Origin of the sequence: Streptomyces sp. NPDC045470, assembly GCF_040646595.1 — a bacterium.
Lineage (GTDB): Bacteria > Actinomycetota > Actinomycetes > Streptomycetales > Streptomycetaceae > Streptomyces.
Window position 1 is genome coordinate 614569 of record NZ_JBEZAN010000001.1, and the last position, 12037, is coordinate 626605.

Genomic DNA, 12037 nt, shown 5'->3' on the forward strand with positions numbered 1-12037 from the left:
AGTGACGCAGCCCCCGACGTCCCCCGATCCGAAGGCACGCACATGACGTCTCCCACCCCCGTACCGACCCGCAAGGAAATCCAGATCACCGGCATCCGGAGGCACGTCGCCGAGTGCGTCACGTCCGTCAAGGACAGTCCGTGCGGCGCCCGTTCGAACTCCTGGGACACCGCCCTGCATCTGGACGTGTGGATTCGCGCCCACGCGGACGAGTACGAGCACAAGAAGTTCGTGAAGCGCACGGAAGAACCGGTCAACGTCTTCACCAAGCCCGCCAGGAGGCAGCCGTGAGCGAGAACGGCGGGGCGTCGGCAACCCGACGCTGAGCCGCCGAGACCCCGTCCCCTGCCGCAAGGGCCCATTGCCTGAGAGCCGAAAGCCCCTCCGGCCCGGCGTTCTGCCGGGTCGGAGGGGCCTTTTCACGGCTGGGCGGCGGACGAGTCGGCCTGTACGCCGGGTTTTGTCACCGAAAGGCCTTGCGGCCCGTCGGGAGACGGCCATCCATCTAGGGCTGCCGTTGCCGGCAGCCTCGTGCGGTCTACCCGCGGACTCGGGCGGGCCGCCCTCGGTCGTCCGCGCAGAAACACCGGGGTGTTTCCTCTTGACCTTGCTCCGGGTGGGGTTTACCTAGCCCTCCGAGTCACCTCGGAGGCTGGTGGTCTCTTACACCACCGTTTCACCCTTACCGGCGCCTTACGGCACCGGCGGTCTGCTTTCTGTGGCACTGTCCCGCGGGTCACCCCGGGTGGGTGTTACCCACCACCCTGCCCTGTGGAGCCCGGACGTTCCTCGGGAGGATGCGATGCATCCCCACGCGGCCGTCCGGCCGGCTCGTCCGCCGTGCGGACCATGGTACCTCCCGGCCGACGAGGGCTTGACCTTGTCGTAGCGACAACGTTTCTACTGGGTGCAGGAACGTATCGGGAGGGGGCGTTACGTGAGCGAGGGACGCGGTGGAGGCGTCGGGCAACGGTTACTGGCGTACGAGAAGCGGTGGATGGCCAGTCTGGGGCTGTGGGTGGCGCGGCGGCGGGACGGTGTGGGGGCCGGGGAGCGTGCGCTCGGGTACGCGCGTGCGCAGGCGCCGATGTGGTACGGGTTGCTGTTCGTGTGCGTGGTGGAGACGGTCGGCGCCACGGTTCTGCTCGCGAAGCTTCCGGTCCTGCACTGGGTCATGCTGGCGCTGGACGGCTACACCCTGGCCGTGGTGCTGGGCCTCCAGGCCGCCGCCGTGACCCGGCCGCACGTCGTGGGGCCCGACGGGCTGCGCGTCCGCAACGGCGCGCTGCTGGACGTGTGGATACCGCTGGAGCGGATCGCGTCCGTCCGCTACGACCTGCGCTTCCCGAAGACGGAGACGGCCGGGCGGCAGGCGCGGGAGCGGGACGAGGTGCTGGAGGTGGCGGTGGCGTCGCAGACCTGCGTGACGGTCGAGCTGACCGGACCGGTCACCGCCGTGAAGCTGCTGGGGCAGCGGGTGGAGGTCCGTACCGTCCGGTTCCACGCGGACGAGGGCCGGGCCGCGGTCGCCGCCGTGCGGGAGGCGCTGGCCCGGCGGGCCGACGAGCGGGAGCGGGACGGTGAGGACGACGGGGACCGGGGCGTGATCACGCCGGTGTGAAGCGGACCGGGGCCCGGCCCGGGTCGGCTTCGGTGAGGCGGACGCGCAGGCGTCGGCCCAGCGGCAGTTCCGGCAGCCGCTCCCCGCCGTCGACGCGGCCGATCACCGCCGGGTCGTCCAGGTGCACCGTGCCCCGGTCGGGCCGCTCGTCCTGGACGTCGACCACATAGCCGTCGAAGATCTCGCCCAGCCGGTCCCGCATGAGGGCCGCCTCGACGAGGTCGACGCACTCCCGCTCGACCCGGGCGGCCCGGCGGCCGCCTTCCGTCATCGCGCCGGGCAGGGCCGGCAGTGCGGTACGGACCCAGTCCGGCGGTTGCCTGCCGGCCGCCGCGGCCAGGCAGAGTTCGGCGCCGTAGCGGTCGGCGAGGCGCCGCAGCGGCGCGGTGACGTGCGCGTACGGGGCGGCGACGGCGGCGTGCCGGGCGTGTTCCGAGGGCGGCGGGGCGCCGTCGAAGACGGTGTAGCCGGCGCCGCGCAGCAGGGCCGTGCAGTCCTGGAGGAAGGCGGCGTGGGTGGTGCGGGTGGGGTCGAGGGTGCGGATGAGGGCGGCGTACGAGGTGTGGGGCGGCCAGTCGACGCCGAGGGCGTGGGCGGTACGGCGCAGGCGGGCGACGGCACCGTCCGGGGCGGTGGGCAGCGTCCGCAGGACGCCGGTGCCGGAAGCGAGCATCAGCTCGGCCGCGGCCATGCCGGTGAGCAGGGAGATCTGGGCGTTCCAGGCGTCGGCGGGGCGCGGTGCGCGGTAGGCGAGGGTGTAGCCGTCCGGGTGCTCGACGATCTCCTGCTCGGGGACGTTGAGGGAGATGCCGCCGCGGGCGACCTCCTGCTCCTCCCGGAGGCGGCCGATGGTGCGGAGGAGGGACAGCGGCTCCTCGGCGGCGCCGGAGTCGATGGCGCGCTGTACGCCTTCGTAGTCCAGCCGGGCCCGCGAGCGGACGAGGGCCCGGCGTACGTCCGTCGAGCGCAGCGCGCCGTCCGCGTCCAGGTCGAGCCGCCACAGGACGGCGGGGCGGTCCTCGTCGGGGAGCAGGCTGGCGGCGCCCTCGCCGAGGACGGGCGGATGCAGTGGGACGTGACCGTCGGGGAAGTACAGGGTCGTCACGCGGCGGTGCGCCTCGGCGTCCAGCGCGCCGCCGGGGGTGACGAAGGAGGCCACGTCGGCGATGGCGTAGTCGACGCGGTAGCCGCCGCCGGGGCGCCGGGACAGGTGCATCGCCTGGTCGAGGTCCATCGAGCCGGGCGGGTCGACGGTGAACAGCGGGATGTCGGTCGCGTCGGTGGCTGCGGTGTCGGCGGGCGGGTGCGGCCAGCGCGCGGCACTGTCCGCCTCGGCCTGCGCGGAGGGCGGGAACGTCTGGGGGATGTCCAGCCGCGCCCGCAGTTCCCGCAGCGCGGCACGCACGGGCGCCTCTGCTGCTGCGGTCACGCGGAGGTGGCGGCGGGGCATGCTCTTGAGCGTAGGGCGGTTGGGGGGCGGGGGCACGTCAGGGTCGGGAGGGGGAGCCGGCCCCGCCCCGAACGTAAAGTGGCGGAGCCAGTGCACAGAAGGCTAAGGAGAAGCGCGTGCTCGTGTTGTTGCCGCCGTCCGAAGGGAAGGCCGCGTCCGGGGGCGGGAAGCCGTTGGACCTGGGGGCGCTGTCGCTGCCCGGGCTGGGCCCGGCGCGGGAGGCGGTCCTCGAAGAGCTGGTCGGGCTGTGCGCGGCGGACGAGACGAAGGCTCAGGAGGTCCTGGGGCTGAGCGACGGCCTCAAGGGCGAGGTCGCCAAGAACGCGGCGCTGCGCGAGGCCGGGACGCGGTCGGCCGGGGAGATCTACACGGGCGTGCTGTACGACGCGCTGGGGCTCGCCACGCTGGACGCCGGGGCGCGGCGGCTGGCCGAGTCGTCGCTGCTGGTGTTCTCAGGGCTGTGGGGCGCGGTGCGGGTGGGCGACCGGATTCCGTCGTACCGCTGTTCGATGGGGGTCAAGCTGCCGGGCCTGGGCGCGCTGGGCGCGTACTGGCGGGCGCCGATGGCCGAGGTGCTGCCCGAGGCCGCCGGGGACGGGCTGGTCCTCGACCTGCGGTCGGCGGCTTACGCGACGGCCTGGAAGCCGAAGGGCGAGGTCGCGGGCCGTACGGCGACGGTGCGGGTGCTTCAGTCGAAGATCGCGGGCGGGGTGGAGAAGCGGTCCGTGGTCAGCCATTTCAACAAGGCGACGAAGGGGCGGCTGGTCCGTGACCTGCTGACCGAGGGGCGGACGCCGGACAGCCCGGCGGAGCTGGTCGAGGCGCTGGGCGATCTCGGGTACGTGGTGGAGGCCGGGGCGCCGGAGAAGGCGGGCAAGGCGTGGGCGATCGATGTGGTGGTGAAGGAGCTGTAGAGGACGGGGGCGAGGCGGCAGGCACGGACCCACTCGCCCACTTCCAGGGCGGCGTTGCAACATCCGCAATGAGCGTTGCGGATGATGCGGGGCGAGCGCACTATGGGCACCGTGACTGACGCTGCCCCCTCCCCCGCCGCCCCGTCCTCCGTGCTGGGCCTCGCCCCCGTGATCCCGGTCGTGGTCCTCGACGACGCGGCCGACGCCGTCCCGCTCGCCCGCGCGCTCGTGGCGGGCGGGCTGCCCGCCATCGAGGTGACGCTGCGCACGGCGGCCGCCCCGCAGGCGATACGGGCCATCGCCGACGCGGTCCCGGAAGCGGTCGTCGGCGCCGGTACGGTGCTGACCCCCGAGCACGTGGACACGGCGGTCGCGGCGGGCTCCCGCTTCCTGGTGAGCCCGGGGTGGTCGCCGCGCCTGCTGGCCGCGATGAAGGCCGGCGGCCTGCCGTTCCTGCCGGGCGTCTCGACGGCGTCGGAGGTGGTGACGCTGCTCGACGAGGGCGTGACCGAGATGAAGTTCTTCCCGGCGGCGGCCGCGGGCGGCACGGCGTACCTGAAGTCGCTCGCCTCGCCGCTCCCCCGCGCCCGCTTCTGCCCGACCGGCGGAATCGGCCTGGCTTCGGCGCCCGAGTACCTGGCGCTGCCGAACGTGGGCTGTGTGGGCGGCACCTGGATGCTGCCGGCGGACGCGCTGCGCGCCAAGGACTGGGGCCGGGTGGAGCAACTGGCCCGCGAGGCCGCGGCGCTGCGCTGAGGCAGCGCCGCAGCCGGGCGGATGCTACGGCCCGGCGGGTGCTACGGCGTGACGATCGGGAACGACGGGTCCGGCACCGTCAGGTAGCCGAAGACGGTGTCCGCCGCCGGCTGGTCGTCGACGCGGACACCGCCCGCCTTGACCGCCGCGTCGAAGTTCCGCTGGAACAGCGGGCCTTCGAGGATGAGCGAGTCGAAGGCCGACCTGGTCAGGGTGATGGTGGCCTGCGGCTTGCCCGCGTACAGGTCCTTGCCGTCCACGTACACCAGCACGCCGTTGCGCAGTGTGGTGGTGCACTCCTGGCCGGTGTCGGTGAACTGCCACTGGAGGACGATCGCGGCGCGCTGCTCCTGCGCCGCCCTCGGCCCGTCCACGCTGCGGGCCATCGCCGCGAAGACCTGCTCCAGGGTCATGCTGCGGACCAGGTCGGGGGCGCCCTGGCCGGTGGGCCGCGGCGGGCCGGACCGCAGTTCCTCGGCGCCGGTCAGGTAGAAGTTGCGCCACGGTCCGTTCTCCGCGCCGTAGCCGAGCTGTGCGAAGGTTTTGATCTGGAGCGCCTTGGCGTCCCGGACCGCCTTCTCGGAGACGGTGGCGGGGTCGGCGAAGATGACGTGGTTGAGCAGTTCCACGACCCAGCGGTACGCGTCCTGGTCACCCTCGTGCCCGTCGTACGCCTCCTGCGCCTTCTGTACGACGGCCTCGGCGCCGCCCATCGCCGCCACGTACCGCGTACCGGCCGCTGTCGGCGGCAGGTTCCACAGGTGGGCGGGATTTCCGTCGAACCAGCCCATGTACCGCTGGTACACGGCCTTGAAGTTGTGGCTGAGCGAACCGTAGTAGCCCTGGTTGTACCAGTGCTCGGCGAGACCGGCCGGGAGGTGCTGGAGTTCCTCGGCGATCTCGATGCCCGTGTGTCCGCGGTTGATGAGCCGCAGCGTCTGGTCGTTGAGGTACGCGTACATGTCCCGCTGATTGCTGAGGAATTCAAGAATGCTTTCCTTGCCCCAGCGCGGCCAGTGGTGCGAGGCGAATTCCACTTCGGTGTGCTCGCCGAAGGTCTGGATCGCTTCGGTGAGGTAGGTGGCCCAGGCGTGCGCGTCCCGTACCTGGGCGCCGCGCAGGCTGAGGATGTTGTGCAGGTTGTGGGTGGCGTTCTCGGCCATGCACAGGGTCCGCAGTTCGGGGAGGTAGATGTTCATCTCCGCGGGCGCCTCGGTGCCGGGCGTGAGCTGGAAGAGCAGCCGTACGCCGTCGATGACCCGACGGTGCAGCCCCGCCCGCCACGGAATGACGTCGGCGGGCGACCAGTCGTCGCTGGTGACGGCCTGGGCGCTGCCGATGTAGTCGGTCGGCGGCAGCAGGGTGACCTCGCCGGTGGAGACGGTCAGCCCCAGGCCCGAACCGACCTGCGCGTACGGGCTCTTGTCCAGGTCCGCCGCGTACATGTACCCGGCGCGGCGCTGCATCGCCGGGCCCGCGTAGACGTTCTCGCTGACGGCGTGCTCCAGGAACCCGTCGGGCGCGATGACCGGGAGGCCGGCGGGGATCTCGTCGTTCCGCTCGGCGAACAGGCCGCGGGCGCCGCCGAAGTGGTCGACGTGGCTGTGGGTGTAGATCAGCGCGCGGACCGGGTTCCGGTTCCCGGTGCTCTCGCGGTACAGGGCCAGGGCCGCCTGCGCGGTCTCGTAGCAGGCCAGCGGGTCGATGACGATGATCCCGCTGTCCCCCTCGATGATCGTCATGTTGGACAGGTCGTAGCCGCGCACCTGGTGGACGCTCCGCCGCGCGTCGGAGACGACCTGGAACAGGCCGGCCGTCGCGGTGAGCATGCCCTGGCGCCACAGGCTCGGATCGACCGTCGGGGGCGCCTGCTCGCCACCGTCGGCGAGGAAGCCGTACGCGGCGAAGCTCCACACCTCCTTGCCGCTGTCCGACCGGGAGTGGATCGCCGGTACGTCCGGCACCGCCAGCAACCCCCGCTGCGCGTCCTCGAAGTCCCGCGAACCGCGCTCCCGGAGGCGCTCCGCTGCCGCCCGGTTGGCCTCCGCCACGGACGGGGAAATCTCGACGGGTCCGGTGTACTCGCTGGGCATACCAACCTCCGTACAGGCATGCGGAATTCACGCATGCGGCGAGGGAAAGGCGCCGATGGCGCCGTTTACGTGCGAGTGACGCTAGGAAACCGGTGTGCGAGTTACAAGGAACCAATCAAGCCAGCAGCCTGAACCGGCCCCGCGCCGGAGAAAAGCGCAGGTATCACGCCAGATATTCGGGGCTGGGAAAGAGGGGACCGCAGGCCGGCAGCGGCTCGGGGAAAAACCGGCCGGTGACAAGGAAAACCCGCCCGCGGCCCTTCGGGGGCGTACGGGCGGGGAGACGCCTCAAGGGCACACGGGCGGGCAGGCGCCCCGGGGGCCCGCCGGCGGGCCGGCACCTCAGGGGCACACGGGCGGGCAGGCGCCCCCGGGGCGTACGTACGCCCTGCCCCTCAGCGCAGATGCGCCGTCTCGTTCAGCAGCCGTACCGACGCGTTCCCGTCGGCGTAGTACGCGACCGCCGACAGGGACGCGGCGGAGAGCTCCATCCGGAACAGGGAGTCCGGCGGGGCGCCGAGGGCCAGCCGTACCAGCGTCTTGACCGGGGTGACGTGCGTGACCAGCAGCACCGTGCGGCCCGCGTACCGGGCCAGCAGCTTGTCGCGGGAGAGGGCGACGCGGCGGGCGACCGAGGCGAAGGACTCGCCGCCGGTCGGTGCCGCCTTGGCGGAGCCGAGCCAGGCGGCCAGGTCCTCGGGGTGGCGCTCCTGGACCTCGGCGAAGGTCAGGCCCTCCCAGGCGCCGAAGTCGGTCTCGCGCAGGCCCTCGTCGACGCGTACGTCCAGGCCGAGGCGGGCCGCGACGGTCTCGGCCGTCTGCCGGCAGCGCTTGAGGGGTGAGCTGACGACGGCCTGGACGGTGCCCCGGGCCGCGAGCGCGGCGGCGACCGCCGCGGCCTGCCGGTGGCCGACCTCGGACAGCTCCGGGTCGGAGCCGCCGCTGCCGGAGAACCGCTTCTGCGGGGTCAGCGCGGTCTCGCCGTGCCGCAGCAGGACGAGGGTGGTCGGCGCGCCCAGGTCGGCGGGCGCCCAGCCGGCCGGCGGCGTCCTCGGCCCGTCGGCCGGCTCGGTCTCCGCGGCGTCCGCCGCCGCGTCGGCCGCGCGGGCGGCGGCACTGCGCGCCGGGCCGCCCGCGTCCAGTCCGGCCCGGGAGTCCCGCGGTTCCCACTGCCGGCCGGCCTTGCCCGCGTCCATGGCCTCGTTGGCGAGCCGGTCGGCGTGCTTGTTCTCCTCGCGCGGGATCCACTCGTACGTCACCTGCGAGGGCGGGAAGACGCTCCGCGCCTCCGCCGCCAGCGGCCGCATGCCCGGGTGCTTGATCTTCCAGCGCCCGGACATCTGCTCGACGACGAGCTTGGAGTCCATCCGCACCCGGACGTCCGCCTCCGGGTCCAGCGCGTACGCGGCGCGCAGACCGGCCAGCAGCCCCCGGTACTCGGCGACGTTGTTGGTCGCCGTGCCGATGTACTCGGCGGCCTCGGCGAGCGCCTGCCCGGTCTCCGGGTCGATGACGACCGCGCCGTAGCCCGCGGGCCCCGGGTTGCCCCGGGACCCGCCGTCGGCCTCGACGACGAACGTACGGGCCACGGCCTACAGGCCCGAGTCGGGCGTGCGCACCAGGATGCGGCTGCAGTTCTCGCAGCGCACGACCTTGTCGGCGGGCGCGCTGCGCACGTCGTTCAGCTCGGTGATGTCCAGCTCCAGGCGGCAGCCCTCGCAGCGGCGCTGGTAGAGGCGGGCGGCGCCGAGGCCGCCCTGCTTCTCGCGCAGCCGGTCGTAGAGCTTGAGCAGGTCGGCCGGGATGTCGGCGACGGTCAGTTCACGCTCCTTGCGGACCGTGTCGGCCTCGGCGTCGATCTCGGCGAAGGCGGCGTCCCGGCGGCCGGCCGCGTCGTCGACCTTGGCCTGTACGGACTCCACGCGTCCGGTCAGCTCGGCGACGCGCTCCTGGGCGGACTCGCGGCGCTCCATGACCTCCAGGACGACGTCCTCCAGGTCACCCTGGCGCTTGGCGAGGGAGGCGATCTCCTTCTGGAGGTTCTCCAGGTCCTTGGGCGAGGTGATGGCGCCGGAGTCCAGGCGCTGCTGGTCGCGGGCGGCGCGCTGGCGCACCTGGTCCACGTCCTGCTCCGCCTTGGTCTGCTCGCGGGTGGTGTCGCTCTCCTCGGTCTGCGCGGCGACCAGCAGGTCGCGCTGCTGGGTGAGGTCGCCCTCCAGGGTCTGGATCTCGGCCAGCTCGGGAAGGTTCCTGCGCTTGTGCGCGAGCTGGCTGAGCCTCACGTCCAGGGCCTGGACGTCGAGGAGGCGGATCTGGTCGGCGGGCGCGGCGTTCAGCGGGGGGCTCCTGATGTATTCGTCGGGGTCGTGCGGGCGTCGGACGCCGCGTGGGCGGTCCAGGGGTCGGTGACCGTGCGCGACACATGGGTGCGCAGGTTCCAGCCGTGCCGGTCGGAAATCTCGTCGAGCTGGGCGGCGGCCTGCTCGCACCAGGGCCACTCGGTGGCCCAGTGGGCGGCGTCCAGCAGCGCCAGCGGGCTCTTCTGGGTCGCCTCGGAGGCGGGGTGGTGGCGCAGGTCGGCGGTGAGGAACGCGTCCACGCCCGCCGCCCGTACGTCGTCGAAGAGGCTGTCACCGGAGCCGCCGGAGACGGCGACCGTGCGGAGCGTACGGTCCGGGTCACCGGCGATCCGGACGCCCTGCGCGGTGGCGGGCAGCCGGGCGGCGGCGTACGGGCCGAACTCCGCGAGCGTCATCGGGTGCGGCAGCTCGCAGATCCGGCCCAGGCCGCGGCGGCCGTGGGGGTCGGTGTCGTCCGGCACCAGCGGACGCAGGATCCGCAGGTCCAGCGCGCCGGCCAGGGCGTCGGAGACGCCGGGGTCGGCGGTGTCGGCGTTGGTGTGCGCGACGTGCAGCGCGACATCGTTCTTGATCAGCGTGTGCACGACGCGGCCCTTGAAGGTGCCGGCCGCGACCGTGGTCGTACCGCGCAGGTAGAGCGGGTGGTGCGTGACGAGCAGGTCGGCGCCGATCCGCACCGCCTCGTCGGCGATCTCCTGCACGGGGTCGACGGCGAACAGGACCCGGCGCACCTCGGCGTCCGGATCACCGCAGACGGTGCCGACGGCGTCCCACGAGGCGGCCCGCTCGGGGGGCCAGAGGGCGTCGAGCGCGGCAAGGACTTCAGACAGTACGGGCACGGGTGGAAGGTTACCTCCCAGCCGTACCGGTATGCCGGGCCGCTTCGGGCAGCGGTCCGGCGGGCCGGGAGCGCCGTGGCCACCGAGGCGTACGGCGAGCACCGGGTTGACCGGGGCCGTCCGGCGCCGTGGCCGCTCCCGCCGGCGCCCCATCCTGCGGCACAGAGCACAACCACCCCCCACACCTCAAGGCGAACCGGACATCAGCCACTCTTTCGCGTGAAGTGCCGCAACCTTCTCTGCTCGTTTGGGAGTGCGAAAACTAGCTTCGACCGCACTGACTGGAGGTGAGCACTCGATGACAGCCTGTGTCACCGAGGACGCCGCGGCGCCGGACACCCGGCAGCACGGCGCGGCGCTGACGATCGCCGCCGACGGCTCCTACGCCGCCCGGCTCGCGCGGCACGAGAGCACCGGGAGCTGGTACCCCGAGCGCTGGACGCTGGCGGGTCCCGAGCCGTACGCGGTCCCCCTGCCCGGCCACCAGCCCGAGGAGGCGGACACCGGGCTGCTGCCCCTCACGGACGGCCGGGTGCTGATCCGGCGCCGGGTCGCGGACCGCTGCACGCTCGGCCTGCTGTACCCGACCGGTCCGGGCACCGGCGAGCTGCCGCTGGGCGCCGTCGAGGCGGCGGAGCTGACGCTGCTGCCCGCCGCGCCGTGCGGCTCGCGCGCTTACGCGCTGGCGCCCGGCGAGCACTCCACCGCGCTGTGGCTGGTGCACGACGGCCGGCAGTCCACCGTCCCCGGCCGGGCGCGCTCCGTCCCCGCCTGCGTCGCCGAGATCGAGGGCCGCTGCACGGGCGGCGTCTGGCTGGACCGTACGGGCCGGCTGCTGGCCCTGGACCAGGAGCTGGCGGGGCGTACCAAGACGGTGGCGGTCGACCTGGAGCGCGGCGGCGAGGTCAGTCCGCTGCTCCAGATCACCGAGGAGAGCAACGACCGGCTGCTGCTGGCCGACCCGGACAGCGGGCTGCTGATCCTGCGGTCGGACGCGGCGGGGCACGACCGGCTGGGCTGGGGCGTGCTGGGCAGCGCGCTGCCGGTGCGCTTCCCGGAGTGCCTGCGGCTGCCGGACGCGGCGCTCCGGCCGTTCGCCGTGCAGTCGGGGCAGGCACTGGCGCCGGAGAGCAGCGCGGTGGCGTTCCGGGTGGACGCGGCCGCCGGGACCTGGCTGGGCGTCTGGCGGCCGGCGGAGCGCCGTCTGCGCCAGTTGCCGCCGCCGGGCGGATGGCTGGCGGGCACCGGGCTGTGGACGCCGGACGGCGAACTGCGGCTGCCGTTCGAGACACCGGCGGTGCCGTGCGGAGTGGCCCGGCTGCCGGCCCGGGCCACCGGGGCGCAGACCCGGGATGCCGCGCCCCTCGTGCTGTCCGCCGACGCCGGGCGTCGCGCGGAGCCGCCCGGCGCGCCCCGTTCCTCCGGTGGTCCCTGCGGTGCTCCCTCCGGTGACCTGACGCCCGCCGGTTTTCCGGTCAGAGCCGCACGATGGGTACGTATCCCCTCAACTCCCGTGGAGCTGCACGTCCGTACGCAGCCGCCACCCGCTCCCTCCACACCATCCTCACAAACGGAACCCGGGACGCAGGAACCGTTCGGCGCCTCCGCGCATCCCTCTCCGTGCAGACCGGTGCCGCTGCAACAGGCGCCGCTGGCGGCCCGGGAAGCCCGGTAGAGCAAGATCGTTCGCTTCGTTAGTATCGGCGGTCGACCGGCCGCCGACGGCATCTCGCCGCGGCACTTCCCAGTGGTGACTGGGAGAGGTCCGACGCGTACCGCCGTAAGCGATCTGACGGAGTGACTTCCCGCATGTCCGAAGCCCGAACCGATACGACCCAGGCGCGCCTGCAGGACGCCGACCGGGCCGCCGCGGCGGCAGGCGCCGGCCGGCACCGTGGCCCGGCCGCCTCGGAGGACACCGACGCGTCCCCGAACGGCAGGCACCGCCGGGACAGGCAGCCGCAGGACGCCTGAGACCCCGCGTCCGAGCCTCCGGGGCCCGCC

At 73.6% G+C, this 12037-nt stretch carries 11 protein-coding genes and 1 other RNA gene; 6 read left to right on the forward strand and 6 right to left on the reverse strand.

The annotated features are described in order from the left end of the window. Nucleotides 1-42: 42 nt before the first annotated feature. Entirely contained in the window at nt 43-291 is a 249-nt protein-coding gene (locus AB0A97_RS02640) for a hypothetical protein (RefSeq protein WP_361143419.1), read from the forward strand. A 142-nt stretch (nt 292-433) separates the two neighbouring features. Here AB0A97_RS02640 and rnpB read toward each other — a convergent pair. Continuing rightward, an RNA gene (gene rnpB / locus AB0A97_RS02645) (RNase P RNA component class A) lies at nt 434-834 on the reverse strand. A gap of 103 nt (nt 835-937) precedes the next feature. Between rnpB and AB0A97_RS02650 the strand changes: the two genes are divergently transcribed. Then, nucleotides 938-1621, forward strand: a complete 684-nt coding sequence (locus AB0A97_RS02650) for a hypothetical protein (protein WP_361143421.1) — start codon at nt 938-940, stop codon at nt 1619-1621. On the opposite strand, the gene AB0A97_RS02655 is transcribed toward AB0A97_RS02650, so the two are convergent. Next, a complete protein-coding gene (locus tag AB0A97_RS02655) occupies nt 1608-3071 on the reverse strand; it encodes an RNB domain-containing ribonuclease (RefSeq protein ID WP_361143424.1) in 1464 nt (487 codons plus the stop codon). The two genes, AB0A97_RS02650 and AB0A97_RS02655, sit on opposite strands and share 14 nt — an antisense overlap. A 116-nt stretch (nt 3072-3187) precedes the next feature. On the opposite strand from AB0A97_RS02655, the gene yaaA reads away from it, so the two are divergent. Beyond that, nucleotides 3188-3985: a peroxide stress protein YaaA gene (yaaA, locus tag AB0A97_RS02660; protein WP_361143426.1), complete on the forward strand. Its 798-nt coding sequence runs from the start codon at nt 3188-3190 to the stop codon at nt 3983-3985. Between the two features lie 102 nt (nt 3986-4087). Next, the gene (eda, locus tag AB0A97_RS02665) at nt 4088-4741 is read left to right on the forward strand and encodes a bifunctional 4-hydroxy-2-oxoglutarate aldolase/2-dehydro-3-deoxy-phosphogluconate aldolase (protein WP_361143429.1); all 654 of its coding nucleotides are present in this window, start codon (nt 4088-4090) and stop codon (nt 4739-4741) included. A 41-nt stretch (nt 4742-4782) separates the two neighbouring features. Here the strand turns inward: eda and AB0A97_RS02670 are convergent, their stop codons facing one another. The 4 genes from AB0A97_RS02670 to AB0A97_RS02685 all read right to left on the reverse strand — a co-directional run bounded on the left by AB0A97_RS02670 (nt 4783) and on the right by AB0A97_RS02685 (nt 10033). Then, the gene (locus AB0A97_RS02670; protein WP_361143432.1) at nt 4783-6834 is read right to left on the reverse strand and encodes an alkyl sulfatase dimerization domain-containing protein; all 2052 of its coding nucleotides are present in this window, start codon (nt 6832-6834) and stop codon (nt 4783-4785) included. 395 nt (nt 6835-7229) lie between these two features. Next, nucleotides 7230-8423, reverse strand: coding sequence for a bifunctional RNase H/acid phosphatase (locus AB0A97_RS02675; protein ID WP_361143435.1), 1194 nt, complete (start codon nt 8421-8423; stop codon nt 7230-7232). Nucleotides 8424-8426: 3 nt separating this feature from the next. Further along, a complete protein-coding gene (locus tag AB0A97_RS02680; protein ID WP_361145198.1) occupies nt 8427-9170 on the reverse strand; it encodes a C4-type zinc ribbon domain-containing protein in 744 nt (247 codons plus the stop codon). Further along, nucleotides 9167-10033: a Nif3-like dinuclear metal center hexameric protein gene (locus tag AB0A97_RS02685; RefSeq protein ID WP_361143438.1), complete on the reverse strand. Its 867-nt coding sequence runs from the start codon at nt 10031-10033 to the stop codon at nt 9167-9169. The genes AB0A97_RS02680 and AB0A97_RS02685 overlap by 4 nt, the downstream gene beginning before the upstream one ends. 298 nt (nt 10034-10331) lie before the next feature. On the opposite strand from AB0A97_RS02685, the gene AB0A97_RS02690 reads away from it, so the two are divergent. Both AB0A97_RS02690 and AB0A97_RS02695 read left to right on the forward strand, forming a co-directional pair. Next, nucleotides 10332-11708: a hypothetical protein gene (locus AB0A97_RS02690; RefSeq protein WP_361143441.1), complete on the forward strand. Its 1377-nt coding sequence runs from the start codon at nt 10332-10334 to the stop codon at nt 11706-11708. Nucleotides 11709-11842: 134 nt separating this feature from the next. Next, nucleotides 11843-12007 carry a hypothetical protein gene (locus tag AB0A97_RS02695; RefSeq protein ID WP_361143444.1) on the forward strand — a complete coding sequence of 55 codons (165 nt, stop codon included), beginning with the start codon at nt 11843-11845 and terminating at the stop codon, nt 12005-12007. The last annotated feature ends 30 nt before the right edge of the window (nt 12008-12037 follow it).

What these genes read in the sequence shown, in the direction of transcription:
- AB0A97_RS02640 (WP_361143419.1), top strand. Translation starts at nt 43, where the DNA reads ATGACGTCTCCCACCCCCGTACCGACCCGCAAGGAAATCCAGATCACC.
- AB0A97_RS02655 (WP_361143424.1), bottom strand. Translation starts at nt 3,071, where the DNA reads ATGCCCCGCCGCCACCTCCGCGTGACCGCAGCAGCAGAGGCGCCCGTG.
- eda (WP_361143429.1), top strand. Translation starts at nt 4,088, where the DNA reads ATGGGCACCGTGACTGACGCTGCCCCCTCCCCCGCCGCCCCGTCCTCC.
- AB0A97_RS02670 (WP_361143432.1), bottom strand. Translation starts at nt 6,834, where the DNA reads ATGCCCAGCGAGTACACCGGACCCGTCGAGATTTCCCCGTCCGTGGCG.
- AB0A97_RS02690 (WP_361143441.1), top strand. Translation starts at nt 10,332, where the DNA reads ATGACAGCCTGTGTCACCGAGGACGCCGCGGCGCCGGACACCCGGCAG.
- AB0A97_RS02695 (WP_361143444.1), top strand. Translation starts at nt 11,843, where the DNA reads ATGTCCGAAGCCCGAACCGATACGACCCAGGCGCGCCTGCAGGACGCC.